We start from the raw sequence: 23,531 nt of genomic DNA on the forward strand, positions 1-23,531 counted from the left end.
GACCCCGACGGCGTGTACGTGACAACACCCGTGGTCGCGTTGACCGACGTCGGGCCGTGAGCGGACGGCGTCGTCACCACGACGGAGGTGAGATCCAGGTCGCCATCAACATCCGTGTCATTCGCCGGAACATCAACCGTCCGGGCCACCCCAGAAGTCACCGCAAACGGCCCATCATCAACAGCCACCGGCGAAGACGGAACCACCGGGTTCGTGGCGGTGACGGACTTGGTATACGTGCCGAGATCGGAGTTGTAGTGGTATGAGGAGCCCGAATAGTCGTAAATGTTTGCATTGACGAGACCGGTACCTGGAGCTTTTACCAAGGCCGTGACCGTGACCACAATCGAGTTGCCGCCTGCCTTGCCCGTCCTTAGACAGGACCGATAGGACCCACTTGTCGTAACCGGGTCCCATGTGCACGCGTCAGCGTAGAAACCGGCGGTCGGCGGCCCGCCGGCACCTGTTTCTGGCTGCGTATAGGTGCCAATCACGGACAGGATTTCAAAAATGGTGCCGTCAAGCGAGGGCCCAGCGGACAGTTGCTCGTAACCCTGCGTGGCAGTCTTTCCCGTCAGCGAGTAGCTGACTGTCTGACCAACAACAACATTTGTCGGTCCCGTCACGGAGGTCACTGCATTGCGGTTTTGAGAGACGAGCTTCTCTACGTAAATCTCGCGTGTCGTCGGGGTGCTCACTGTCGTGACTCCCGGGGCCGCAGCCGAAATCGTGAAGCCACGTTTGGCGTTGTAGGCCGCCGCATTGCGTGTGATCTCGACCGTCCACCACAGCTTGGTGCACGAATTCGCAGCGATAGAGGGAACACTCTTTGTCGAAGTGCTGTCGAGATTGATGTAGGTATTGGCAGTCGTCCAATTCCATGCCACGTCAACACCGGTAACTGCCGTGCCGGTTACGTTGCATACCTCGGCACCAACCGAAAACTGGTTGGGCCCTGACGTGACACTGTTGCTGTCCAACCCGACGACGTTCCACTCGGTGGGGGTGATCGTTAGCGAGTTAGTGGCGGCAGAAGCAGGTGAAACGCACACAGCGAGAATAATGGCGCTCAGGGCAGTGATCGCACCAACACGAAATTTGACAGGAATCAAGACAGGGGCCTTTAGCTAGTCGGGTTTCTCGAAGGTGCAAGTTCCTCCGAGCAAGACCATGCCACCGCTAGGTGTCGGTGGCGAGATCTTGAAGATCCTGTCAATAGGGGTCCGGACTGTACATACCCCAGTTAGGGACTGTGCGGCTGCCGGATTGAGCCAAACACATCGCATCCTGCAGAATTGGACCATGACCCCGCTCCCCCGCAGCACCCCCGAAGCCGAGGGAATCTCCTCCACCGCCATTCTCGATTTCGTCGCCGCGGCGGAGCAACTGCTCGAGAGCCTGCACAGCCTGATGGTCGTTCGACACGGCCGCGTCATCGCTGAGGTCTGGTGGTATCCCTTCGCGGCGCAACATCCGCACCTCATGTTCTCGGTGAGCAAGAGCTTCACCTCGACCGCCGTCGGGCTGGCAATCCGTGAGGGACTGCTCACGCTCGACGGCCTCGTCGTCGACCTGCTCCCCGAGGACCTGCCCGCCCAGATCGACCCCCATCTGGGGGCGCTGAACGTGCGCCACCTGCTCACCATGACCACGGGGCATCCGACCGACACGGTGTCGCTCGCCGACGACTCGCACGGCGACAACTGGGCGCGCACCATCCTGGCCCAGCCCCTCGAGTTCGCGCCGGGCACCCACTACGTCTATAACAGTGGCGCGAGCTACCTGCTTTCGGCGATCCTGCAGCGGCTCACCGGAGAGCGCTTGCTCGACTACCTCACCCCTCGACTGTTCGAGCCGCTCGGCATCGTCGGCGCCACCTGGGAGAGCTGCCCGCGCGGAATCGATGCCGGCGGCTGGGGGCTCGCCCTCACGACCGAGCAGCTCGCGACCTTCGGCCAGCTGCTGCTGCAACGCGGCGAGTGGAACGGCACGCAACTCGTTCCGGCAAAGTGGATCGACGAGGCCACCTCGGCGCAGGTGGACACGTCGGGCACCGACCACGACTTCGACGGCCGCCAGGGCTACGGCTACCAGTTCTGGTTGAACCGGCCGACCGGCTACCGGGCCGAGGGTGCCTTCGGCCAGTTCTGCCTGGTGCTGCCAGAAACGGATGCCGTGATCGTGCTGACCTCGGCGCTCCCCACCGCGCAGCGCGCCCTCGACCTCGTCTGGGAACACCTGCTGCCCGCGTTCAGCGACCAGCCGCTCGCCGAAGTGTCGTCCGGTCTCGCCGAGACGCTGGCGTCCCTCACCCTGCCGACCGTCATCGGCGACGCCACGTCACCGACGGCGGCGCGGGTGGCCGGCATCCGCTTCGACTTCGACGATCCGGGGGTGACCGCGGCGACTCTCGAGCCGGGTCTGCTCACGATCATCCGTGGCGGTGTGAGCACGCCGCTGGCCTTCGGGTACGGCGAGTGGTTGGCGTCCGCGGATGCCCAGGTTCTGGCGAGCGGCGCGTGGGTCTCCCCCGGCACTCTGGTCGTGCGGGCGCACGACGTGGGCACGCCGTTCACGCGCACGTACACGCTCGAGTTTCGGGATGACGCGTTGACGCTTGACATTGACCAGAACGTTGCGTTCAGGGAACTGCCGCCCACTCACCTGGTCAGCCGCTAACACGGACGTGCCCCGCCCTCTGGCTTCTTCAGATCGGCTCCAGCCCAATGCGCGACTTCAGTCACCAGAGCCGTTTCGACAGAAGTCAGTGATTCTTCAGGTATCGCAGCCGATGCCGTCACCGTCGCGGTCGAGTTTGGGTGCGTAACCCGGTTCTCCCGCGTACAGCGGTGCCGCTCCCGCAGCGCGCACAGCGTCGCAGTTCGCGTAGGTGACCCCGACAGGTGCAGGTGCAGGTGCAGGTGCAGGAGCCGGAGCGGGTGCAGGAGCCGGAGCGGGTGCTGGAGCAGGAGCCGGTGCCGGAGCCGGTGCCGGCGGGGCAATAACAACCGGAGCTGGTGCCGGCGTGAACGAGGAGGTCAGTGCCATCTCACCATTGCAGGAGCCGAGGATGCTGGTCATAGCGTCGTGCTCAGCCTGAGTGACCCACAGACCATACGTTGCTTTGACGGACACCTGACGTGCGACGTAGCCACAGCGGATTGCTTTGTTCGACGGCAACCAGGTGGCGGTATCGCCATCGCCCTTTTGCGCGTTGGAGCGACCATCGACGGCGAGGAGATTCATGGGATCGTTCGCCAGAGAAACGCGCTGAGCCTGAGTGAGCTGCTGAGCGCCCGTCTGCCACGCATTCGAGAGAGCGACTACATGGTCGATCTGGACCAACGCTGACGTGTCCTGACCCCGAACGAAGGCGATTGGCGTGGCGGTGTACGGCGAGACGAAGTAACCGGTCATCACTCGACAGGTCCCCGACTTGGTCGTAGGGCTCAAGTCTCGAGCGAGGATGTCGTTACGGGTGTCACATCCGTTGCGGTCCACGTCGATCCAGGCGGAGCCGAACATGCCGGTGCGCTCGTAGCCGGTCTTCGCTGCCTTGCCTTTGACGGGGATGGTTGCGAGGAGCGCGAGCGCCGTGGTGTCGGTGGAGCTGGTGTCAGCGGTGACGACTGATGCGACCTCAATCGGAGCGGAGACGATCGAGGGGTCAACCGGTGCTTCTTCGGAGAATTCCGTTCCCGGTGATCTGGTCGGGGTAGGGGTTGGGCTTGGGGTTGCACTCGGTATCGCGCTAGCCGTGGGCTGCTCGGAAACAGCATTATCAACTGCGCCGGGCGCCGCAGCAGCGACCCCACCTGAGATGAAGAGGATCAGGCTGGCAGCCACCGCGATCGCAGTTGTCTTGCGGGCTGATACGGATGCCCACGGTCGGCGACCAGAGATCGCGTACACACCCGTCACGAGGGCAGCCATTCCCAGGATGACGAGAATTGCGGGGAATCCACCGAGGATGGCGTACATCAGAGCGAAGAAAGCGACCAACCCGCCGAGGATCCAGGTACTGAGGTTCGGCTTGGCCCCCTTCTTTTCGGCGGTCGACGGCCCGTCGATAAGGGTCTTGGCCGGCTCCGGTTTCTTCTTGCCAAGTTTCATCATCTGATCCCCCATTTCAAAGCGCTCGACGAGAGTGCAGACACGCCTATTTGAAACGTACTGGAGGCAGGGATTGGCCGATCAGCAGGCGAACACCCCAGAACGGGGAACCAGCAAGTTCCAGTTACACAACGCTCGGTATGAATCCCCGCAGATAGGCGCGAAGTGCTGGATCGCAGACGTAGACGTAAGTCCCCCGGATACCACGGGTCAGAAGAACCGCATAGATGTTGGTAATGAACCGCAGAAGGTCGTCGTCGGTGTACTTCTTGCCGAGGACGTCGTTGTTCTCCTTGCCCTTCTTGTCGAAGTACGAGCCCCGATCGATGACCAGCTTGCTCACCCTGGCGTCGTAGCAAAGGTCCGGGCCGATGATCACGCCGGCGTAATTGAGGTCATACCCCTGCACGGTATGGATCGAGCCCACTTCGTCCACGGACTTCGGTGAGGCAATCCAGTCGGTCTGCGTGCTGTTCCAGCGCAACTGACAGTCGCCGACCTCAATGTCAAACGCGGTCTTGTCGGTCTTGGTCTTCCAGGCCCACGCGTAGCCGGCGAGCAAGCGTGAGAGGCCGACCTCGGCATCCCTGCGACGGATCTCCGCGCGCATCTCCACAAGGCTGTCGAACAGCCGAAAGTCGTAGCCCTCGAAAACCTCGGGAGCCACGGCTTGCGGCCTGCTGATCGCGGTCGTCGCGTCGAGAATGCGCCTGACGTAGCCGACATAGTCCGAACCCGCCTGCACTCGCATTTGCGACATCAGCGGATAGTGACGTTTCGTGAGGCGCGCTTCGAGAACGAGGCTGTTCAGCAGTTCTGCCGGCACATCGGCCGGGCGCACACTTTGCGCCGCGTCCAGCAGGAAAATCTGATGCTTGCTCTTCGCGGTGATCCAATCGAGCTGGGTCTTCGTCTTGTCGTCGCTCCCGAAGAGCTTCTGGGTGATGAGGCTGAAGTTCCTGTTTTGGACACCAGAGGGTTGATTGGCTCGTTGGTTCAGCCGGTGGGATTCGTCGACGATGAGCAGGTCGAAGTCTTCCTCGGCGAATCCGACCTCGAACGCGGTCATGACCATCTCCGGCCGAAGCCCCGGCGTCTTGCGGAACACCTTCTTGATCGACTCACGCAGCGACTGCTGCGGCACCACCAGGCCGATCCGGATGTCGGTGAGAAGCTCCCGATAGCCCGGCAAGAAGAATTCGGAGAACAGGGAGTCGCTGTCCACGTCAACGCCGGGCGTCAAGGCCGCAATGTCGACGAGCAGCTTGAGCAGGTAGATGGCGACCACGGTTTTGCCAGTGCCCGGGTCACCCTGCACGACGATCGTGCTGTCAAGGCCGGCCTCCAGATCTTCGAAGAGCCCCTCGAGGATGCCGTCGACGGCGACGGCCTGGTCCTGCGAGAGCGCCTTGAACGGTGACAGCTTGAAGAGGTCGCTGTTTTCGATCTCCGGAATGCTCCGAGTGAAGACTCCGTCTCGCCGGAGTTCGTCGAACACCTCCCGGAAGGTCTCGCGGTACCGACCGCGGTCGTAGTAGTCCGCCTCGGTGATTCCGTCGTTGCGGTTCAGAACGCGATAGAAACCGTCGCCGGCAAGCATCCGAATCAGGTAGGACTCCAGGTCAAGGCACACCGATTTGTTGAACGTGGCGTCAACGATGACCCGGACCGTGCTCAGGTGCTGCTTCTCGGACGATTCAAAGTGCTGGCGCATGCGCCCGGCCGCGTTGCGCGACTCCCCCACGTAGACGTCGTTGAGCCCGCCCCTGACCGCGGGCTTGCCGCCGGCTTTGGCATCGTCCAGAACGTACACGACCGGCCAGTTCGTGTTGCGGTGGTCGCGCGGCGCCCAGGCCCGGACCGCTTCTTTCGTGAAGTCGAGCCGCTCGATCTCAAAGTGCGTCATATTTGACGCTGCGCCCCCGGGCTTTGTCGACTGGATACTTCTCGCGGGTTTTGGCCAGCTTGTCGAGAACGATCTGGTTCGGATCGACTCCGAGGCGGTCGGCCAGCAGGATGCAATAGGTAAGCACGTCCGCCAGCTCATCGTGTACCCGGGCGGCGTCGGCATCCGCGTTCCACTGATAGCACTCGAGTAGTTCACCGGCTTCGATGGCGATGCTCTTCGCCAGGTTCTCGGGACTGTGGAACTGCGCCCAATCACGCTCGGCGACGAAGGCTGCGATTTCGTCGCGGACTGAAATTTCGTCCATGACGCAAACCTAGCAGTGTGCGTTCCTCCCGATTTTGTCGTCGGCCGCCAAGCCTGTCGGCGCAGCCATGCCGCTGGCGAACTGCATCCTGCTCACAAACGCATCTTGTGAGTTCGGGGCCCCGGCACATTGGGGCGGGTCCGGAAACCCCGGCGCGCCGGCACGGCGCGACCCGACCGCTACCCCTCGAACCCGAGCTCCGCGGATCCGCCAACCACATCCCGGCCCCCCAGCGGCTGCGTCGGCCGGGCGTTATGACTATGTGCGCCCTCGAGAATGCCGATCTGCTCCGCCGACATCGAGATGGACGTGCTCATCACGACCCACTGCACATCCTCGGTGCACGGCGGCGTGGTCAGGCTTCCCGAGTACTCGTAGTGCTCCAGCGACCGCGGCAGCACGGCCGCGATATCCATTGTCACGTCCTCGTCGTCAGCCAGATGCGTGGCCGCGTCGATGAACGGCGCCAGGGCATCGGATGTCTGCCCCTCGGTTACGAGGATGCCCAGCACCAGTGGCTTGCCAGCCGCATCCGCGTGCACCAGGTGCAGCTCGGCCGCCGCCGGCTGGCCGTTCACGGTGTGCTCCGATGGCACGTGGGCGTGCATCTGCTGCAGACTGTACTCGTCGCCGGCGAAAGTCAGGGTCTCGCCCTCGCCGTCGGCCTCGAACTCCACCGCGTGCCCGGTGTCAAACACATCGGCCTCCGCGTCCTCCGCGCTCAGCTGGATGACCGAGCTCGGTGCGGGCACGGTCGCGGGCAGGTCGATCGGGGACTGGGCGGTGCCCACGCCGCAGGCCGCGAAGCCGGGGTCCAGCTCCGCCCACGATGCCGGGCCGCTCGCGCCGTCGTACGACCAGTGCACCGGCTCCGCCACCGGTGGCTTGCTCGACTCCGTCGCGGGCTGGGCGCAGCCGACAAGGGTGATGGCGGCCACCGTGAGAGCTGAGGTGACGAGCCAGGGTCGTGCGGACATGGGAACTCCTAGAAAACGGCAGAGAAAAACGCCACACCGAACATGTGGCGTGACCACTCTCGTGACAGAGCCGCCTTCCCGAATTATCTTCTCGCTGCAGCCGGCCTACGCTCATCGCCGATCTCCTGCAGTGCGAAAGCACCACGCCTGAAATCCCCGCGCCCCTGCCGGACATCCCTCAGTATGAGAGTTGTGACCGACACCGATCGCGAGAAGCGGATGCGTAACCTCGTCGTGCTCGTCGTCGACCCTGTGCGCCGCTACCTGCACCGCCGCACCGACGCCGCGACGGCCGACGACGTGATCGGCGACACCCTGCTGGTGTGCTGGCGCCGCCTCGACGAGGTGCCCGACGACCCACTCCCCTGGGCGATCGTCGTCGCTCGACAGTGCCTCAGCAACGCTCAACGCGCCGAGCGCCGGCGCATCCGTCTCGTCGGCCGCATCATTGCCGTCGACCCGCCGCCATCCGCTGCGGACGAGAACCCCGCAGCAGCCACCGTCGATGGCGCCGCCGAGGCGGCCCGCGTGACCACCGCCCTCGCCGGCCTGCGTCGAAACGAGGCCGAAATCCTGCGGCTGTGGGCGTGGGACGAGTTGACGAGCCCGCAGATTGCCGTCGTGCTCGGCATCAGCGCGAACGCAGCGGCGATCCGCCTGCACCGTGCGAAGGCGCGCCTCAAGCAGGAGTTACTGAAATCCGGCGACCCGACCGGACATGTACGGTACGACGAAGGGAGCGACGATGCACGACGATGACCGTGCGCTGCGCGATCAGCTGCGCGCCGCCGATCCGGCCCGCACGCTACCCCCTGCCTCGCCGACATGGCTCGACCACAGAATGGAGCAGATCATGACCGACCAATCCCCTGACACCACGACCGTCACCCCTACGGCGCCGCGACGCGCCTTCCGGCGGTGGATGCCGGTGGTCGGCGTCGCCGCCGGCCTCGCCATCGCCGCCGCAATCGTCGTGCCCCTCGTCGTCGGCGGCCCGGAACCCACCGTCGAGGCGCTCCAGCCTCCCCTGGGCGGAGGCCTCGCGAGCGGCAGCTGCCTCAGACTTGAGCCGGCGACCGTCGCGGCGCAGGAGCAGGCCTTCGCCGCGACGGTGCTGCAGATCCAGGGCGACACCGTTCTTCTAGAGGTCACGGAGCGCTTCGCTGGCAACGTCGCCGACCGTGTGGAGGTAACGCAGGTCGACGCGATCACCTCCGATTTCTCGGGCGTGCCCTTCGAGGTCGGCCAGAGCTACCTCGTCGGTGCAGTCGATGGAACGATCACCGGCTGCGGCGTCACCGGGGCCGACAGTGCCGAGCTCCGCGCGGTCTACGACGCGGCGTTCCCGGGCTGATCCACGCCTGCGAGAGCGGATGACGGGACCGGTTCGGAATCGTCCCATCTGGTTTCGGACCCCGCGGCGGTCAGTGCGACCGTTGTGTCGCGCCCCGGAAGAAAACGAGTTTGCCGGAGCGATCGTGGCTCACTGCTGCGGGATTATCTGCTGGGCGCAGTGCAGAAGGCAGGCAGGCAGGCATTCGACCTTCAGCTTCCAGTGTCACAAACTTCAGCTTGTGGAGCATTTGTCCGACGGCCTGTTGGACAAATGCGCGACGGTCTGCCTTCGGCACCGAGATCACGTACGCGCGTGTGTCCGCGACCGATTCGATTTTCGTGCTGATTAGATGAGGCAATGGTTGAGCATCACGCGCTGTCATCCGCGCCCAAACTGATTCCAGGCGATCGGGTCGCTATTCTTTCGCCTTCGTTCGCTGCTCCCGGATTCGCGCCAGCGGTCCACGAGCAGGCGATGCGCCGACTCATCACGGCAGCTGGACTTGTCCCCGTGGAGTATGCCACCACCCGCCGACTGGGCGCCACACCCGAGGATCGTGCTGCTGACATCAATGCGGCGTTTGGTGACCCCACGATCCGTGCGATCCTCTCGACCATTGGTGGCGATGATCAAATCACCGTAATCCCTCACCTTGATGCGAAACTTGCCGCAGCAAACCCCAAGATCTTCCTTGGCTACAGCGACAACACCCATATCCTGAACTGGCTCTGGTCACTCGGAATAGTCGGCTTCTACGGCGGGTCGACGCAGGTGCACCTCGGGCCCGGACCGCAGATCGACGACGTCCACCTCGCTTCGCTCAGGGCGGCACTGTTCACCGGCGGAGAACTGAACATTTTCGAGCCAGGAGAGTCGGAGGACTTCGGACACGATTGGCTGTCCCCGCGAGCCCTGACCGAGTTCGGCGACAGAGAACCCACAGAACCGTGGATCTGGGCCGGGCCGGAACGCGAGGTCAACGGTCGCACCTGGGGCGGTTGCATTGAAGTTGTCGACCAGATGGCGATGGCTGACCGTCTGCCGCCACTGGCAGATCTGGCAGGGACAATCCTGATCCTCGAGTCCAGCGAAGAATTACCACCAGCCGTGTGGGTGCAGCGATGGATACGCTCCCTCGGAGAGCGGGGCATCCTCAATGCAGTGGACGGTGTCATCGTTGCGCGACCTCCCGTCAGCAGCCCTGAGGTTCTCCCTACCGCGGAAGAGCGTGCGCGCCGTCGCGCCGCTCAACGTAATGCGGTTATCAGCGAGATCACGCGCTACAACCCGGAGGCCGTGGTCTGCGTCGGTGTGCCCTTCGGTCACACCCGCCCACAGTGGATCCTGCCGTACGGCGGGCGAATTCGCCTCGACGGTCGCGCGCGGACGGTCACCGCGAACTACAGCTGACAGTTCCCTTGGTCCGAGGACCAGGACGGTGGCGCCCAGAGCTCGCTTAGCGCTACTTGCCGTGTGGCGGATTGGCGCTCTATAGATGGGTGAGTTGCGCCAGCAGATTCTCAGCCACACTGAAGATGCTGCCGACCGAGGAGAGAGTGACGATCCCAGCAACACCCCAGAACCAGTAGCGGTCACTACGACCCGCTTTCATCCGGTTAAACGCCAGCCACCACGCCGCCACCGTCGCCAAGGTGGTGGCGATTACGATACCGAAGGCCATCCGTACGAAATCTGCTCCGTCTGGTGCATCCCAAGAGGTGGTCGCGAGCACAATACAGAGTGGAACGACGATCATCCCCACGAACCCGATGAGCACCGGAGACACAGCACGTCGTATCTGAGCACTTGTCGGAGTTGTCATGTGGTGAGTCTCGCAGGTCTCGCCCTTGTAGACGACGGAATCGCTCCAGCGATCCACAGGGGTTCGTTCCGCGCACAGAGCTTGCACGCGCAATACGCTCAACAACATGGATATGCGCCAACTCACCGATGAAGACCGGGAACTCATTGCGAAAGCGGAGGAGGCTATTGATGCCAACGCGGACGTTGAAGGTGGGGTGCACACAGTCGGAGCTGCTGTTCGGGATGCTGCGGGGCGTATCCACGTGGGAGTCAATGTCTATCACTTCACGGGTGGGCCCTGCGCTGAGCTCGTCGCGCTGGGAACGGCACGAACATCTGGGGCGCGCGAGCTAACGGCGATTGTGGCCGTGGGCGACAGCGGTCGCGGTGTGAAAGCCCCATGCGGCCGCGATCGCCAAGTCCTTGCCGATTACCACCCCAACATTCGGGTTATTGTCCCCACACCGATGGGGGTCCGAAATGTGTCAATCACCGACTTGCTGCCGTTGGGATTCGACTGGCTAGCCGAAGAGAAAGCGGCCGCTGAAGCGGCGACGGGTTTGATTGCGCGGTAGCTCGTCGTTAGGGGGATCCACCCCCGGTAGGCTCTCGATCACAACCATATGGGGGACAAGTTATGGATCTTGCGATCGCCCTTGGCGTGGCATTCGCTTTGGGCGCTGGAGTCATGTTTTGGTCTTTTCCCGTCGCGAAAGAAGTAAAAATAGCACCGCCACGGTTGCGGCGTCGTGGTTCACGACGAAGAGGCTCAGCACAGAGCCCGTGAGAGTCCGGCTTACAAACAGTCAGCACCCCGTTGCGGCGCAGTGCTCACAACCTCCCCCTGGCCTGGGCCCGTTCTCGACTCGACCGGAGAACGGGCCTTCCTTTGGCGGATCACAAGCCCAGGTCACAAAGGGCGAGACACTTGCTTAACGCAGTTACGGCTGTCAGCAACGGTTGAAAAGTAGGCCAAGAACGGCGGATATCCGTGTCCGAGAATACGGCCACCGGATGCTCCGCACGGCGGAGTTGGACTTCCACATACACGTTCTTCCGCCAGAGACCACTGAGCAGATCGACTACCTCGACCTCCGCGACTGGCTCCGGGTCAGCGCGGCTGACCGTGCACTCTACGAACCCACGAAGCGGATGCTCGCGGCGAACACATGGAGCGATATGAACCACTACGCCGACGCCAAGAGTGCGATCATCCAGCAGATACTGGCCCATGCACGCAACTGGCGAGCAGGACAGCCCACCAGCTGAACCGTCCCCACGTACCCACGTCCCGGCGACGGTTCCACCGATGCAACGGTCGCGGATCTGGTGCGGGGTGTTTTCGTGGCGGGCGGCGAGTAGCTTGTTGCTGTGGATGAGCTGTTGGCGGATCGTGTGACTGTGCCGGATACTGTCGGGCTCCCGTTCCATGTCGGCCGTGACTTAGCCGCCGAGTTTGGCGTCACTCTCGCTAACCCCGATCCTGATGGGCCGCCGATCGGCGGCCTCGCGTGGCCAGGGTTGTTCTACATCACGTCGCAGAACCCCCCTGCGCGCACTGAGCTTTACCTTTGACTCCGTCACAGTCGAGATCGTTGGCTATGGCGAGGCGGACCGCGATTCGCTTCGCCAGTACCTCAGAGCAAGTCCACCGTTTGACGCTCAGGGCGGACGTTCGCTAGATCTATTTGCCGGCTAGAAGAGCGAAATATCCCGGAATCTGCTGCGAAAGACCGGTGGATTTCATCAGGACCACTTCGATGTTCACCGGCCCGTCCGCGATCAACTGCCAGTCCGAATCCGAAAATGTGCGGTGCCGTTCCTGGGCGCCGAAACGCCCGGGGCGGGGCAGGTTTTCCAGGGCGCTCTGCAACTGCCGGGGTATGCTTCGCGGCGTGGCGCCCAGCTGCTGCAGGTAGGCGAGGCTGTTTCCTTGGAAGTTGGTTTCGGCGAGTAACACCCGGCCGCTGCGCCCGATGACGGTTCGCAGGTTGGCAGCCAAGCTGGACTGCTTGTCGGGTTTCAGGACGTGAAAAACTCCGCGGACAAAAACGTTGGCAGGCCCCATCCGCTCCAACAGGTGCTCTCCCGCACCTACTTCCGCAGCATCCATGACCATGAAGTCGGCGTTCTGGACGCCTTCAGTTTCCCTCCTCGCCAACTCGACCGCGCCGGTTGAAACATCGATGCCGAGAACGCTTGGAAAAAGACCAGCAAGCCAGCGGGTGTAGGTGCCGTTGCCACACCCAACGTCAATCACCGGAAGAGCCGGATCAAAGTGGGCTACGACGGCGTCGGAGTACTGCGCATGCTCGGTCCGGGATCCGGAGTCCCACAGCACGTCTCCGGAACGGCCGGTGGTGTGGATTCCGCGCCAGTACCCATCCCACGCGGCCGCCGGGTCTCTCGGCACCCGGGAAGTGAGGCGTACTACTGTTGGGACAAGCAGCATCTGTTCCCAAAGCTTTGACATGCCCTAACTCTACCGACGCTGCGCGAGACCCCGGAGCCGATCCAGTACCTTCGCGGGCGGCAGCGGGTGACTGTAGTAATAGCCTTGCCCGTAAAGGCAACCCATGGCCTGCAACTGGATCGCCTGCTCGGCGGTTTCGATGCCTTCCACGATCGCTTTCAGTCCCGCAGAGGAAATCAGCTGAAGAATGGCAGCAATGAATTTCAGCTGCTGCGGGTCCGAGCCCATGTCCTGAATCAGGGATTGGTCGACCTTCACCGTGTCCGCGGGAAGCGACCGGAGATAGCTGATGGACGAATAGCCGGTACCGAAGTCGTCAATTTGCAGCCCCACGCCCATGTCCCGCAGCCCGCTGAAGACCTGTTCTTCCGCCGTTCCCCTGGACATCAACACGGTCTCGGTGATCTCCAAAACCAAACGCCGCGGAGGCACGTGATGCCGGTCCAGCGTATCCCTGATGTCCTCCAGCAGATCGCTGCGAAGCAGTTCGGCAGCGGAAAGATTGATGTGCAGACGGAAGTCCGTCAGGTCAGGTGCGGTTTCGCTCCAGCGTCTCATCTGGGCGACTCCTTCATGCAGCACCCACCGCCCCAGCTCTAGGATCAGGCCGGTTTCTTCCGCGATGCGGATGAAGCTGTCCGGCATAATAATTCCGCGCACGGGATGATGCCACCGAAGGAGGGCTTCGATGCCTATGACCCTGCCGGAGGCCAATTCGACCACCGGCTGGTACCGCAGTGCCAGTTCGCCGCCGGCAACAGCGCTACGCAGTTCGGCGGTTATGCGTGAGCGTTCCCGGACAGCATCGAGCATATCGGGGTGGAAGAGCTGGACGTTGTTGCGACCCTGCTCCTTCGCCTGATACATGGCGATGTCAGCATCGCGCATCAGCGCCTCGGCCGGATACCCCGGCGTGCCGATGCAAACCCCGATGCTGGCCATTGCCCAGACCGTTTCGGTTCCGACACGCACACTGTCCTGCAGTTGCTCGGATGCCCGGTGTGCAATTTGCAGGATCTCTTCTTCCGTGGCCTCAGTGATGACGATGGCAAATTCATCCCCACCCAGACGGGCCACTGTATCGGCAGCCCTGACGGCGGACCGGAGACGCTTGGCAACCTCGACCAACACGGCGTCACCGGCACCATGGCCCAGAGTGTCATTTATGGCCTTGAAAGAATCCAGATCCAGCACCAGCACGGCCGGGGCTTTCCCGCTGTCCGCACTGGCCAGGATTGCCTCCTGGATCCGCTCGTTGAGCAGGGTCCTATTCGCAAGGCCTGTTAAGGCATCCGTCTTGGCCATCTGTTCCAGCTCAGCCTGCGCTCGCCCTAACATGGCCGTACGGTCGGCAACCCGCCGTTCCAGATCCGAATAAATATGGTCAAGTTCCTCCGCGAGCAGGTTGACACCCGTGATGACAGCATCGATGTCATCCCTACGTTCCGAAGTTTTCATGCGTGTGTCCAGCTCACCGGCAGCCAACCGGACAATGCCCTCCACCAACTGCTGCAGGCGCGGGTCCTCAGCGGCCTTTCCCGAGCTCATGACGTCCAAAGGTGCAATCCACGACGGGAAGTCTGGCCCTTTGCAGACCCCGGCTGAAGAACTGGCAACTGCCCCGGGGTCGCCCTGAATCGATCTGTCACGTCCTGAATCCTGCGGTCACCAGCAACCTCGGATGTGGGCCCACTATCGATACTCCGCCAAGAGGAGTACCCACCCGAAGGCGCCTGCCAGCCCGACGGGCGGTCAGTAACCCTGCCGGTTGGCCGGAACGTGTCGGGAACCGCCACCGGCGGTTCCCCGCTCGAAGGACAGACGCCCGGTGTGGCCCTCATCGCGGCAGGCAGCACTTCCCGGCGCTCACGCACGGGCACTAAGCCAGGCCAAGGCCTCGCTGCGCGATGTAAAAAATTGAGTCGGACAAGGCGGGACGTGCACACCGAGGAAGAAGTTCGCCAGGACCCGATCTACAGGCGATTCGCCTAACAGAGCAATGCGTGAGGCGCTGCAAGGAATGGACCAAACAGCCCTGGCCTCACGGCTAACCGAACCGACTGCTGCCATATCGACGAGCATGGGATGCTCTTCCTGCTGGCAGACCTCGTTGACTTTCGCCATCGCGGCCCGAGCGTCCTCGACCTGAACGTGGACCCCGGGCAGCCAGCGCAGATGGAGAAGCCCGCCATCAGTCATTTCAATGCTGAGCTTTGCCTCGTTTGCAGCGACCGGATCCACCACCACGTGTCCTCCCCCGAGCACGCCGCCGAACCATTCAGCCGCTCCTCAAAGGTACTCGGGTTCATCGATTTCTCCCGTCACGAGGACGGTAAGTTGCAGGCCGAGAGCGGTTCTTGCCTCTGCAGGCACGGAGGATGCAATCAATTAGCGAGTATCCAAATGCCGGGTCCAATACCGATCAGGTATGCAGATTACCGATCTCACAGCGGCCCTGAACGAATTACGACTGAGCGACCTCTCACGGGACATCCGAAGCTCCTACACGGCAAAAAGCTGGGGCCTGTCTCCCGACGTAGCTGTGGGCGGAGTGGCCCCGGGCTGCTCCCCAAGGTTCGCTTTTGTTTATCGCGGATCGATTGTTGGTCACGACGCCAGATGCAGAATCGAAGGTTACGCCGGTCGACTTGACGAACGAGTATCCGAACGGTGACGTCGTGAGCTACCTTACGACCGCCTACCTCTGCCGCCTTGCCGAGGAACTGCCAGTCCTCGAAACGGAGGAGTCGACCGCTGTCGTCTGGTTCTTTCCCCTCCAGATCAACAGCTCGATCGGTTCGAATGGGTAGATCGAGTCATTGACGACATCGGGCCCAGCTTGAACGGGCTCGATTCAGCCCAAACGGTACCCTCTCACGCGATCACTGAGGAGACAGCAGCCTGGACATCACGTTTACCGCGCTCGACCTGCCAGCTGACCACGCTGCACTGATGCAGTTCATGATGTCTGACGAGTTCCCCTTCCACGTGAACGCCAGACCGTCCCGCACGGATCTCGAGCGAAAGACCTCCGAGGGAGCATGTGGCGGCCCCGATCACGCGAGCTTCTGGGTCCAGTCGGAATCCGAAGGGCGCGTAGGCCTCGTGATCCTCGAAGACCTCCTCGACGACGCACCCTTGTTCGACCTGCGGCTATCCGCGAACGCTCGGGGCCGCGGGTTGGGCGCGCCCATTCTGCAGGCCCTCACCGCCGATGTATTCAAGCGATGGCAATCGATTCGAGGGGCAGACCCGCGAAGACAACATCGCGATGCGTAAGACTTTGCGTCGCTCAGGGTCATCAAGGAAGCTCACTACCGCGAGGGCTGGCCCGTGACCGGCGCGCGCCCGTTGGCATCAGCCGCCTAAGCGATTCCTCGTCAAGATTGGGGATCGGGCGAGACCACAAACTTCGTTTGGGCAGATCTCACCGTCTGAGGGATAAACCGTCGTGGACATAGCGACGTTTCACCTGGTGACTGCGTGACGCGGTCACGGTTCCGCTGCTGAGGGACTTCCGTCAGGCCTGGACGGCCGAGCCTGTCGTGCCAGACTCTCTGGATGGACCAGGCAAGAGACACGGAACTCGACACCATCCTGAGCGGTGGTCCTGAGCAACGGGCGATCGTCATCTTCGATTACGACGACACATGGCCCTCGAAGGCAACTTCCATGGCTCAAAAGATCCAGGACTCCTTGGGCCCAGCTGCGCTGTCGGTCGAACACATTGGTTCGACCGCAGTCCCTGGACTGGCTGCGAAACCGGTGATCGACATGCTGCTTGTCGTGGCCGACATCGACGACGAAGAGTCCTACCTTGTGCCAATGGAATCCATCGGGTTGCGGCTCCGTGTCCGAGAACACGGCCACCGGATGCTCCGCACGGCGGAGTTGGACTTCCACGTACACGTTCTTCCGCCAGAGACCACTGAGCAGATCGACTACCTCGACCTCCGCGACTGGCTCCGGGTCAGCGCTGCAGACCGTGCACTCTACGAATCCACGAAGCGGATGCTCGCGGCGAACACCTGGAGCGACATGAGCCACTACGCCGATGCCAAGAGTGCCGTCATCCAGCAGATACTGACCCATGCACGCACCTGGCGGGCAGGCCAGCCCACCAGCTGAACCGTCCCCAGGGAACCACGTCCCGGCGAAGGTTCTCTTTCGGTGACACTGGACCTACTGGTCCTTGATGCGGAGGTTCTCGCCTGCTTTGCTCCAGCCCTCTCGATTGGGCATGCCATCCTGCACAACCATGACTTCAAATCCTGGCGACTTCATGGTCGTCATACTCTGGCCGCACGCGCCTTGCCAGTCGGTGGCCGTCCTATAGGCGAGCAGGCAGACCGGGAAGTCGCGCCCTCGTGCCAAGTACAGCCGCGTTTCGTCAACGGCACTGACAAACCGCAGGCTGTCGGCGTCGAAATCCTCTAATGCGTAATCAGGAAGGCCACTAGGGACGGCATCCTCAGCGCTGGGCGTACTACGCAGGTCGGAGAAGCCCTCGGCCGGTGAACAGCCCATCAGGGTGAATACCGTCGCCGACACTGCGACTAGCCACACAAACGTCCATTTGCCGGCCATTTTTCTCCCCTGATTGAGGCAAACCTATCGGTTTGCGAAATCAAGCCACAAGGTGTCCTTGGGCGGGTAGCGCCCTGGCCTTTTGCGCGAGACGCTTCCCCTGGCTTGCAATCGGCAGCGCGTTGCCCGGGGCCGCCACCGGGTCGTAGGCTCGCGCTAGAAAGGGCAATCGAATGCCCGCGAGCCGAGGGATGGTCGAGATGGAATTCGGTTCTTTGTCTTGGTGGAACTTTTGGGTAGTCGTTCAGGTTTTCCTTGTGGGTGGGATCATCGTGGCTCTGGCGCTCGTCATTCGCTGGGGACGGCGCAGGAGCGCGATTCTTGAAGCAAACAAATCAACAAAAGGTCAGGGAGGCACTGGCCCAGGAAGGTAGTGGGCGGGAGGCGCCCCGCGTAGGGTTCGGCTACGGGCCTTGACTCTGTAGGCCGGCGATTTCTTCCTTCCAGTCTTCAACCGCTTACCCGGTGTCGGGAAGCACGTACTTCGTTAAGGAGGGGGGGGGTGCGAATGCAACTGCAAAGACCGACTTTCCCCGTGCTCCTCGCCGTGACTGCGCGGTCGTGGATCCTCGGCATTCCGTCCATGGCCCTCATGGCCCTGGCTGCGCTGCAGTTCGCGTTCATCTCACATGCGGGTATCGGTGAATCCTGCTATCAGAATCCCGAGCTAGGCAATCTGGCTCTGCCATCGGCAGGCTGGACCGCGAACGGTGCATTTTCGTTCTTTCCCGTCGGGGTCCGATGCTCCTATTTCACGAGCGACCGCGAACTTCTCCTTGTGCATACCCAGTCGAGCGTGTGGGACTGGGGAATCACGTTCGCCGCGATCCTCGGAGTCATTGGCGTTGCGCTCTTCCTGACCGCCCGGCTCGCCACTCGACGAACCTGGCACGCATCGCTCTGAAGAATCAGACCCGGACCGTCTCGATGGAGGTTCGACCTGCGGGTAGGTCCTGAGCTGGAGTGGGAGGATCGAAAGGTGCGACGTCTTTCCAGTCTCGAGGACCACTTCCGGATCACCGAGATCGAGCGAGCCGCTGGCGAAATGTTCCGCAACATCAACATGGCGATAGTCGCCGATGATCAACCGATCAACAGGCAGGATTTCCAGCACTTCGTCACGGACCATGGAGCGTTTGTATGGCTGGTCGACGGTGTGATCGTCGCCTACGTGCTCCTCGAGCAGGTGGACGGAGCTGCCCATATTGAGCAGGTCACGGTCCACCCGGAGCACGCGTGTCAGCGCATCGGAGCGCAACTGATTGTCCTGGCTGACTCTTGGGCACGGGAACGCGAACTCCCCGCTGTGACACTGACCACATTCCGAGACGTTCCGTGGAACGCGCCATACTACGAGCGCCTCGGCTTCCGTGCTTTTTTGCCACGTGACTGGGGCCCGACGATGAGCGCTCGAATGGATTCAGAAGCTGCGCGAGGGCTCGAAGCCTGGCCGCGCGTGGCGCTGATCCGACCCGTGAGCAAACTCAGCACACCAGAAGCCAACGTTCACGAGTAATCGCCCGCACGGCGTCGGGCTGCCGGTTTGAGGGCTATCGGTTTGCTTGGCCGAGCGCCTCAATCAATTGGAACCGCTCCAGCACGACGAGCGTGTCGTCATCGACTGTGAAGGTTGGGCTGTTGAGGAAGGCCCGCATCTCCGTGCTGTGCCAGAAGGCTTCGTGACCGCGGCGCCAGGCTGCTACGGAGACGAATCCTTCGCCCTCGTTGTGCGCATGCTCGAGGCCGACGTCAGCGAGTCGGACAATCTCGACCCCAACTGTCTGAATGGTCGCCACGGCGAAATTGTGTGAATCAACGACCGTCTGCGTGTTCCCGATGACCGGCAACGGTTCGTCCTCTATCGAGTACTCCACGCGGGTCGAGCTTGTCGATGTCTTTGTGCCGGCCAGGATTGAGGCGACCAGCCGATCCCGAAGTGGGCCCGGAAAACCGTACTCAGCAATCTGGAATTCTCCGTGGTCAGTCATGGGGTGATTTTACGTGCCGAGGCTCGCGACCCTGTGCCGTAGGGCGTTCCACAATGAGACCCCAGCTGCACTCGCGAGACCGAATGGCCTGACGGCTGAATTTGAGTCCCAAAGGATCCGGCTTGCGGACAGGGTAGCCGGGAATTGGATCCGGTTCGATCCGTAGGATCACCCTCATGCTCCCAAACGCTGAACTCGCAGTGCCGACGGCCGAAGACCTTGAGCTCGTTGAGCTCGCAAGAGAGGTCATCGACGCGAACACGGATGCCGGAGCCGATGAAGATGGTGCACACACTATGGGCGCGGCAGTTCGAGACGCCGACGGCCGTATGTTCGCTGGGGTGCATCTGTTCCACTTCACCGGCGGTCCGTGCGCCGAGCTGGATGCACTGGGCGCGGCGCGTGCACAGGGCGGCCGAGAAATCAAGACAATCGTCGCTGTTGGCAATCACGGACGCGGCGTTGTCGGCCCGTGCGGGCGTGACAGGCAGGTCCTTTTCGATTACTACCCAGGCATCAGGGTGCTTCTTCCGACCGCCGAGGGCGTTCGCGTCGCCACAATTGAGGCCTGATGCCGTTTGTCGCAGCATGGACCATGTAAGGCGGCACTCAGCAGTTCGACGAGGAGCGCTTTCGCTAACGTCGAGCGGAATCGAGTGAGGTTCGGGGATGGAGACGAATCCAAGCTGGTGAGGCGGTCTCTGCCATCGCGCAACTATTCTGCGGAGAATCCGCCCATTGCCAGGGAGTGTCGGAGACCGACCCGAACGGCGGGCCACTCACTTTGAATAATTGAAAATACGACGGTGTCCCGAAGGGCACCGTCTGGTCCGACGGAGTCGCTGCGAAGTACCCCGTCCTGCTTCGCGCCCAATGCCGCAATCGCTTTTCTCGATTGGCGGTTGTGCCAGTGAGTGCGAAATTCCACCGCAATGCAGTGCAAGTCGTCGAAGGCGTAGCCCAGCTGCAAAAGCTTGGCCTCTCGATTCACCCCTGTGCCCTGAGCGCTTCTGGCCAGCCACGTCGATCCAATTTCCACTCGCGGGGCAGCGGCGTTCGGATTCATGAAGGTCGTCATGCCGACTATCCGTCCCGTTGATGTAAGCCGGGTGGCCCAGGGCAGGACAAGCCCCTGTGCGTGAAGACTGAGCCGGCGGGCAACCTCTCCAGCCATCGACTCGGGGTGCGGTACCGCGGTGTACCAAGCACGCCAGAGTTCATCCTCGTCCGCCGCCACACACAAATCACCCACATGATCCAGAGAGAGCGGTTCAAGGGTCACGAGCGCACCTGTGAGCGTGCGCGGTACAGAGAGATCCATGGTTTGACACTAAGGCACCTCGGAAACCGTGAGCTTCGCTTTCCAAAGACCGCTCGCGATCGGCGGGTAGCATGCCGGTCCTGTCCCTCGACAATGAGAACGCATCCTTCCTGCAGGTACGACCAGAACGACATGCATCGGATGCCCTGATGCTGATCATGGTCGGTTTCGAGGGCCAAACCGCGAGACATCCGCCCGGCGTAAGGTGCACCGCATGATGCCTACGGTGCCGATCCTTGTCCCAGCGGCATCGGCCCACGTCCGCGAGGTAGAAATCTCGCTTCAAACCGAAGTCGTGCCAGACGCGGACAGCACCCCAGGGCCGGCCCTAGTCCCAGAGCTACTGATCACCTCTCTCGAGGCGAGCCTGGATTTCTGGTGCCGCCTTTGCGAATTCGTGGTGCTCTACGACCGCCCCGACGCGGGGTCTGCCTACATCACCAGCGGCACGGCGCACATCATGCTCGAACAAAGAGGATCAGGACGGAACTGGATACCTGCCCCGCTGGAGCCGCCTCTCGGCCGCGGGATCAACTTACAGATCACTGTGGCGTCGATACAACCACTGTTAAGTGCTCTTGAGGGCGCGAGCTAGGCCCACTTCATGGAGCCGGAGACGAAGTGGTACCGGACCGGCACGACCGAGGCCGGCGTTACCCAGTTCCTGGTGCAGGACCCGGATGGATACTTGATCCGATTCCAAGCGTCTCTGGGCCGCAGGCTCGCCGGGCCTGGCACCCGCTAACAGCAGCCGGACGCCGCCCTGTAGGAGCAGGCTCACGCTTGGACGGTGGCTCGAGAACTACTGTGGAACGCATGACTTCAACGATGCCGATCCTTGTCTTTGCGACATCACCGACGTCTGCTGAAGCCAAGGTGGTGTCACATCGGTACTATGAGGACATTGTGAGTCGCTACCACGGGCGCCCCGCCTCTCGACAGGAGACCCTGGACGCCCAGGCCGGATACCCCAGTGACGACCTGGTCGCACCGCTGGGCATCCTTCTGCTGGCCCGCCAAGGAGCCACCGTTCTCGGCTGTGCAGGAATGCGGCTGCGCCCCTGCGACATCGGCGAGGTAACCCGAGTCTTCGTGGAACCGGCGGCACGGGGTTTGGGCGTCGGACGCCTTCTCATGAAGGAACTGGAACGCGAATCCCGCGAATTAGGACTCGATGCATTGCAGTTGGACACACGCACGGACCTCGTCGAAGCGCGAAGCCTGTACGCGTCCCTTGGCTACATCGAAGGAGCGCCGCACAACACGGACCCATACGCGAACCACTGGTTCCGGAAAGAACTGGCGTAAATTCCGATTCTTGAGGGCCAGCGAAGGACTTAGTCGGTTTACAGTACCCGGTCAGGGTTTGGCCCCTGACACAGGCTGCTCAGATTTAGATCTTTGAAGTTCCTTGGACGAATCGGCGCCGGAGCTTGTGGCTAGCACGGAGCTTCTGAGGGCACTGAACCATCTAATCGATGGGCGATGATCGCGGCGTGGGACCGCTTGCCCGGATCGGTTCGGGTGTTCACCGCGTGAACGTGAAACCCTGCGGCCTCGAGCTGCGTGCTCATCTCTCCGATCGGCCAGAAGTAGGCGGTCGTAACGGCGTGTGGAAACGGCTCGACGGTGTCGCCCGCGAAGAAACCGAGGAGGAGGCTGCCTCCAGGAACAATACAGCGGGCGAACTCGCGCAAAACCGCCGGCAAGTCACTCGGGGCAAGGTGGATAACGGAATACCACGCAAGAATTGCAGCTGTGTATCCGTCTCGGACCTCGAGATCGCACAGTGATGCGACTCGAAACGGGACCGTCGGGAATCTTATCCTCGCTCGCCCGATGAACGCCTGAACTTGATCGACACCCTCCACATCGACACCACGCTGCTTGAGGAAATCGGTCCAATGTCCAGGACCGCACCCCGCGTCGATGACCGCGCCCTGCAGGTCGCGCGCCCACTGGGCGACAAGCCGCTGATCGGCTTCGTGCGTGTGAGCCATCGATCCGAGCAGCGCCGTGTATTCCTTCGCCCGACCGGCGTATGCATCCCGAACCACATTGCCAGTCATTGGTCCGAGTTTAGGAGAAGCCATGTAGACGTTCCGCTCCTGAGCGGCGGTCCTGTGATCTCAACGGATGGGCTGTCCGTTGGCTCGTGCCATGGATGAACACATGACGCATCATGTGTCGTGCGGATTGCTCGTACGCCCGGGGCACGTTTTCCTCGTACACCGATCACCATCGAAAGCGTGGTTCCCCGATGTCTGGGACCTGCCGGGAGGTCACGTCAAACCAGGCGAGAGTAGTCGACAGGCTCTCGTGAGAGAACGTCGAGCAGAATTGGGCGTGGAGATCACCCCACCTGATGGAAACGCTTTGCTAACGCGTCGAACAGCTGACGCCCTCCTGGAGGCGTGGAGGGTCAACGGGTGGGCCGGCAACATCGTCAATGCGGCGCCCGATGGACACGACGCTTCAAGCCGGTTCAGTTTGGACGAGGCGACGTCTTTGGACCTAGCTGATGATGAGCACCCAGCGCTTTTCAAACACGTGTAGACCTAATCCCTGAGGTACCGGTCCCCACCTGCCGGCCCGGAATTTGTCAAGGTGAATGAGGCCAGCGTGAGTTTAGGCGGCTAGTTTCGGCTCCACGTTTTGAGCTTCGGTTGGCTTGTTGATCCAGGCTGTGTCGGGGGTGGCGAGGATCTTCGGGTCGCAGC

General features: G+C 62.3%; 27 protein-coding genes. 14 read left to right on the plus strand and 13 right to left on the minus strand.

Features of this window, described 5'->3' with window-relative positions; translation table 11 throughout:
* Positions 1 to 1,112: hypothetical protein (locus tag E3O18_RS05715; RefSeq protein ID WP_198410888.1), on the minus strand; the 1,112-nt coding region annotated here is incomplete at its 3' end.
* Between the two features lie 190 nt (positions 1,113 to 1,302).
* On the opposite strand from E3O18_RS05715, the gene E3O18_RS05720 reads away from it, so the two are divergent.
* On the plus strand, positions 1,303 to 2,679 hold the full coding sequence (locus E3O18_RS05720) for a serine hydrolase domain-containing protein (protein WP_134393605.1): 1,377 nt from the start codon (positions 1,303 to 1,305) through the stop codon (positions 2,677 to 2,679).
* Between the two features lie 96 nt (positions 2,680 to 2,775).
* Here E3O18_RS05720 and E3O18_RS05725 read toward each other — a convergent pair whose 3' ends face one another.
* From E3O18_RS05725 to E3O18_RS05740, 4 genes are all read right to left on the minus strand, one after another.
* Positions 2,776 to 4,116, minus strand: a complete 1,341-nt coding sequence (locus E3O18_RS05725; RefSeq protein WP_241978126.1) for a DUF1524 domain-containing protein — start codon at positions 4,114 to 4,116, stop codon at positions 2,776 to 2,778.
* A 121-nt stretch (positions 4,117 to 4,237) separates the two neighbouring features.
* On the minus strand, positions 4,238 to 6,019 hold the full coding sequence (locus tag E3O18_RS05730; protein WP_134417696.1) for a DUF2075 domain-containing protein: 1,782 nt from the start codon (positions 6,017 to 6,019) through the stop codon (positions 4,238 to 4,240).
* Positions 6,006 to 6,326, minus strand: coding sequence for a nucleotide pyrophosphohydrolase (locus E3O18_RS05735; protein ID WP_134393607.1), 321 nt, complete (start codon positions 6,324 to 6,326; stop codon positions 6,006 to 6,008). Before E3O18_RS05735 ends, E3O18_RS05730 begins: the two co-directional genes overlap by 14 nt.
* Positions 6,327 to 6,505: 179 nt before the next feature.
* Positions 6,506 to 7,303 carry a carbonic anhydrase family protein gene (locus E3O18_RS05740; protein ID WP_134393608.1) on the minus strand — a complete coding sequence of 266 codons (798 nt, stop codon included), beginning with the start codon at positions 7,301 to 7,303 and terminating at the stop codon, positions 6,506 to 6,508.
* 192 nt (positions 7,304 to 7,495) lie between these two features.
* On the opposite strand from E3O18_RS05740, the gene E3O18_RS05745 reads away from it, so the two are divergent.
* The 3 genes from E3O18_RS05745 to E3O18_RS05755 all read left to right on the plus strand — a co-directional run bounded on the left by E3O18_RS05745 (position 7,496) and on the right by E3O18_RS05755 (position 10,049).
* Positions 7,496 to 8,062 (plus strand): sigma-70 family RNA polymerase sigma factor, encoded by a 567-nt coding sequence (locus E3O18_RS05745; RefSeq protein WP_134393609.1) that lies wholly within the window; start codon positions 7,496 to 7,498, stop codon positions 8,060 to 8,062.
* The gene (locus tag E3O18_RS05750) at positions 8,049 to 8,657 is read left to right on the plus strand and encodes a hypothetical protein (RefSeq protein WP_134393610.1); all 609 of its coding nucleotides are present in this window, start codon (positions 8,049 to 8,051) and stop codon (positions 8,655 to 8,657) included. The genes E3O18_RS05745 and E3O18_RS05750 overlap by 14 nt, the downstream gene beginning before the upstream one ends.
* 339 nt (positions 8,658 to 8,996) lie before the next feature.
* Positions 8,997 to 10,049, plus strand: coding sequence for a S66 peptidase family protein (locus E3O18_RS05755; RefSeq protein WP_134417698.1), 1,053 nt, complete (start codon positions 8,997 to 8,999; stop codon positions 10,047 to 10,049).
* A gap of 79 nt (positions 10,050 to 10,128) precedes the next feature.
* On the opposite strand, the gene E3O18_RS05760 is transcribed toward E3O18_RS05755, so the two are convergent.
* Positions 10,129 to 10,569 carry a hypothetical protein gene (locus E3O18_RS05760; protein ID WP_134417699.1) on the minus strand — a complete coding sequence of 147 codons (441 nt, stop codon included), beginning with the start codon at positions 10,567 to 10,569 and terminating at the stop codon, positions 10,129 to 10,131.
* Here E3O18_RS05760 and E3O18_RS05765 point away from each other — a divergent pair.
* Together E3O18_RS05765 and E3O18_RS05770 are read left to right on the plus strand one after the other, a co-directional pair.
* Positions 10,568 to 11,017, plus strand: coding sequence for a cytidine deaminase (locus tag E3O18_RS05765; protein WP_166784615.1), 450 nt, complete (start codon positions 10,568 to 10,570; stop codon positions 11,015 to 11,017). The genes E3O18_RS05760 and E3O18_RS05765 overlap by 2 nt on opposite strands.
* 385 nt (positions 11,018 to 11,402) lie before the next feature.
* Positions 11,403 to 11,711, plus strand: coding sequence for a GrpB family protein (locus tag E3O18_RS05770; protein WP_347232334.1), 309 nt, complete (start codon positions 11,403 to 11,405; stop codon positions 11,709 to 11,711).
* A 415-nt stretch (positions 11,712 to 12,126) separates the two neighbouring features.
* On the opposite strand, the gene E3O18_RS05775 is transcribed toward E3O18_RS05770, so the two are convergent.
* The 3 genes from E3O18_RS05775 to E3O18_RS05785 all read right to left on the minus strand — a co-directional run bounded on the left by E3O18_RS05775 (position 12,127) and on the right by E3O18_RS05785 (position 15,114).
* Positions 12,127 to 12,915, minus strand: a complete 789-nt coding sequence (locus tag E3O18_RS05775) for a class I SAM-dependent methyltransferase (RefSeq protein WP_134417701.1) — start codon at positions 12,913 to 12,915, stop codon at positions 12,127 to 12,129.
* 9 nt (positions 12,916 to 12,924) lie between these two features.
* Positions 12,925 to 14,463, minus strand: coding sequence for a bifunctional diguanylate cyclase/phosphodiesterase (locus E3O18_RS05780; protein WP_134417708.1), 1,539 nt, complete (start codon positions 14,461 to 14,463; stop codon positions 12,925 to 12,927).
* Positions 14,464 to 14,781: 318 nt separating this feature from the next.
* Positions 14,782 to 15,114 (minus strand): STAS/SEC14 domain-containing protein, encoded by a 333-nt coding sequence (locus E3O18_RS05785; RefSeq protein WP_134393632.1) that lies wholly within the window; start codon positions 15,112 to 15,114, stop codon positions 14,782 to 14,784.
* A gap of 479 nt (positions 15,115 to 15,593) precedes the next feature.
* On the opposite strand from E3O18_RS05785, the gene E3O18_RS16750 reads away from it, so the two are divergent.
* Both E3O18_RS16750 and E3O18_RS05795 read left to right on the plus strand, forming a co-directional pair.
* A complete protein-coding gene (locus tag E3O18_RS16750) occupies positions 15,594 to 15,725 on the plus strand; it encodes a hypothetical protein (RefSeq protein ID WP_277870884.1) in 132 nt (43 codons plus the stop codon).
* 751 nt (positions 15,726 to 16,476) lie between these two features.
* Entirely contained in the window at positions 16,477 to 17,043 is a 567-nt protein-coding gene (locus E3O18_RS05795; RefSeq protein WP_134417702.1) for a GrpB family protein, read from the plus strand.
* A 54-nt stretch (positions 17,044 to 17,097) separates the two neighbouring features.
* Here E3O18_RS05795 and E3O18_RS05800 read toward each other — a convergent pair whose 3' ends face one another.
* Positions 17,098 to 17,502 carry a hypothetical protein gene (locus E3O18_RS05800; RefSeq protein ID WP_134417703.1) on the minus strand — a complete coding sequence of 135 codons (405 nt, stop codon included), beginning with the start codon at positions 17,500 to 17,502 and terminating at the stop codon, positions 17,098 to 17,100.
* Between the two features lie 508 nt (positions 17,503 to 18,010).
* Here E3O18_RS05800 and E3O18_RS05805 point away from each other — a divergent pair.
* Positions 18,011 to 18,406, plus strand: coding sequence for a hypothetical protein (locus tag E3O18_RS05805; protein ID WP_134417705.1), 396 nt, complete (start codon positions 18,011 to 18,013; stop codon positions 18,404 to 18,406).
* Between the two features lie 75 nt (positions 18,407 to 18,481).
* Entirely contained in the window at positions 18,482 to 19,018 is a 537-nt protein-coding gene (locus E3O18_RS05810) for a GNAT family N-acetyltransferase (RefSeq protein WP_198410889.1), read from the plus strand.
* Positions 19,019 to 19,052: 34 nt separating this feature from the next.
* On the opposite strand, the gene E3O18_RS05815 is transcribed toward E3O18_RS05810, so the two are convergent.
* Complete coding sequence (locus tag E3O18_RS05815) at positions 19,053 to 19,490, minus strand: ASCH domain-containing protein (protein WP_134393618.1); 438 nt, start codon at positions 19,488 to 19,490, stop codon at positions 19,053 to 19,055.
* A 176-nt stretch (positions 19,491 to 19,666) separates the two neighbouring features.
* On the opposite strand from E3O18_RS05815, the gene E3O18_RS05820 reads away from it, so the two are divergent.
* Positions 19,667 to 20,062, plus strand: coding sequence for a cytidine deaminase (locus tag E3O18_RS05820; RefSeq protein ID WP_134397336.1), 396 nt, complete (start codon positions 19,667 to 19,669; stop codon positions 20,060 to 20,062).
* 143 nt (positions 20,063 to 20,205) lie between these two features.
* Here E3O18_RS05820 and E3O18_RS05825 read toward each other — a convergent pair whose 3' ends face one another.
* Complete coding sequence (locus E3O18_RS05825; protein ID WP_134393620.1) at positions 20,206 to 20,811, minus strand: GNAT family protein; 606 nt, start codon at positions 20,809 to 20,811, stop codon at positions 20,206 to 20,208.
* A gap of 214 nt (positions 20,812 to 21,025) precedes the next feature.
* On the opposite strand from E3O18_RS05825, the gene E3O18_RS05830 reads away from it, so the two are divergent.
* Together E3O18_RS05830 and E3O18_RS05835 are read left to right on the plus strand one after the other, a co-directional pair.
* A complete protein-coding gene (locus E3O18_RS05830) occupies positions 21,026 to 21,406 on the plus strand; it encodes a hypothetical protein (protein ID WP_198410890.1) in 381 nt (126 codons plus the stop codon).
* 233 nt (positions 21,407 to 21,639) lie between these two features.
* On the plus strand, positions 21,640 to 22,119 hold the full coding sequence (locus tag E3O18_RS05835; RefSeq protein ID WP_206750811.1) for a GNAT family N-acetyltransferase: 480 nt from the start codon (positions 21,640 to 21,642) through the stop codon (positions 22,117 to 22,119).
* Positions 22,120 to 22,250: 131 nt separating this feature from the next.
* Here the strand turns inward: E3O18_RS05835 and E3O18_RS05840 are convergent, their stop codons facing one another.
* Positions 22,251 to 22,880 (minus strand): class I SAM-dependent methyltransferase, encoded by a 630-nt coding sequence (locus tag E3O18_RS05840; RefSeq protein WP_134393622.1) that lies wholly within the window; start codon positions 22,878 to 22,880, stop codon positions 22,251 to 22,253.
* Between the two features lie 103 nt (positions 22,881 to 22,983).
* On the opposite strand from E3O18_RS05840, the gene E3O18_RS05845 reads away from it, so the two are divergent.
* Positions 22,984 to 23,367 (plus strand): NUDIX domain-containing protein, encoded by a 384-nt coding sequence (locus tag E3O18_RS05845; RefSeq protein WP_198410891.1) that lies wholly within the window; start codon positions 22,984 to 22,986, stop codon positions 23,365 to 23,367.
* Positions 23,368 to 23,531 lie beyond the last annotated feature (164 nt).

The organism is Cryobacterium sp. TMT2-42-4, assembly GCF_004402645.1.
Taxonomy (GTDB): Bacteria; Actinomycetota; Actinomycetes; order Actinomycetales; family Microbacteriaceae; genus Cryobacterium; species Cryobacterium sandaracinum.

Excerpts from the sequence above, each read along its gene's own strand:
- E3O18_RS05720 (WP_134393605.1), top strand. The coding sequence starts at position 1,303 with ATGACCCCGCTCCCCCGCAGCACCCCCGAAGCCGAGGGAATCTCCTCC.
- E3O18_RS05725 (WP_241978126.1), bottom strand. The coding sequence starts at position 4,116 with ATGATGAAACTTGGCAAGAAGAAACCGGAGCCGGCCAAGACCCTTATC.
- E3O18_RS05730 (WP_134417696.1), bottom strand. The coding sequence starts at position 6,019 with ATGACGCACTTTGAGATCGAGCGGCTCGACTTCACGAAAGAAGCGGTC.
- E3O18_RS05735 (WP_134393607.1), bottom strand. The coding sequence starts at position 6,326 with ATGGACGAAATTTCAGTCCGCGACGAAATCGCAGCCTTCGTCGCCGAG.
- E3O18_RS05740 (WP_134393608.1), bottom strand. The coding sequence starts at position 7,303 with ATGTCCGCACGACCCTGGCTCGTCACCTCAGCTCTCACGGTGGCCGCC.
- E3O18_RS05750 (WP_134393610.1), top strand. The coding sequence starts at position 8,049 with ATGCACGACGATGACCGTGCGCTGCGCGATCAGCTGCGCGCCGCCGAT.
- E3O18_RS05755 (WP_134417698.1), top strand. The coding sequence starts at position 8,997 with ATGGTTGAGCATCACGCGCTGTCATCCGCGCCCAAACTGATTCCAGGC.
- E3O18_RS05765 (WP_166784615.1), top strand. The coding sequence starts at position 10,568 with ATGGATATGCGCCAACTCACCGATGAAGACCGGGAACTCATTGCGAAA.
- E3O18_RS05760 (WP_134417699.1), bottom strand. The coding sequence starts at position 10,569 with ATGTTGTTGAGCGTATTGCGCGTGCAAGCTCTGTGCGCGGAACGAACC.
- E3O18_RS05775 (WP_134417701.1), bottom strand. The coding sequence starts at position 12,915 with ATGTCAAAGCTTTGGGAACAGATGCTGCTTGTCCCAACAGTAGTACGC.
- E3O18_RS05780 (WP_134417708.1), bottom strand. The coding sequence starts at position 14,463 with ATGAGCTCGGGAAAGGCCGCTGAGGACCCGCGCCTGCAGCAGTTGGTG.
- E3O18_RS05785 (WP_134393632.1), bottom strand. The coding sequence starts at position 15,114 with ATGACTGATGGCGGGCTTCTCCATCTGCGCTGGCTGCCCGGGGTCCAC.
- E3O18_RS05795 (WP_134417702.1), top strand. The coding sequence starts at position 16,477 with ATGGACCAGGCAAGAGACACGGAACTCGACACCATCCTGAGCGGTGGT.
- E3O18_RS05800 (WP_134417703.1), bottom strand. The coding sequence starts at position 17,502 with ATGGCCGGCAAATGGACGTTTGTGTGGCTAGTCGCAGTGTCGGCGACG.
- E3O18_RS05805 (WP_134417705.1), top strand. The coding sequence starts at position 18,011 with ATGCAACTGCAAAGACCGACTTTCCCCGTGCTCCTCGCCGTGACTGCG.
- E3O18_RS05815 (WP_134393618.1), bottom strand. The coding sequence starts at position 19,490 with ATGACTGACCACGGAGAATTCCAGATTGCTGAGTACGGTTTTCCGGGC.
- E3O18_RS05820 (WP_134397336.1), top strand. The coding sequence starts at position 19,667 with ATGCTCCCAAACGCTGAACTCGCAGTGCCGACGGCCGAAGACCTTGAG.
- E3O18_RS05825 (WP_134393620.1), bottom strand. The coding sequence starts at position 20,811 with ATGGATCTCTCTGTACCGCGCACGCTCACAGGTGCGCTCGTGACCCTT.
- E3O18_RS05830 (WP_198410890.1), top strand. The coding sequence starts at position 21,026 with ATGATGCCTACGGTGCCGATCCTTGTCCCAGCGGCATCGGCCCACGTC.
- E3O18_RS05835 (WP_206750811.1), top strand. The coding sequence starts at position 21,640 with ATGCCGATCCTTGTCTTTGCGACATCACCGACGTCTGCTGAAGCCAAG.
- E3O18_RS05840 (WP_134393622.1), bottom strand. The coding sequence starts at position 22,880 with ATGACTGGCAATGTGGTTCGGGATGCATACGCCGGTCGGGCGAAGGAA.
- E3O18_RS05845 (WP_198410891.1), top strand. The coding sequence starts at position 22,984 with ATGACGCATCATGTGTCGTGCGGATTGCTCGTACGCCCGGGGCACGTT.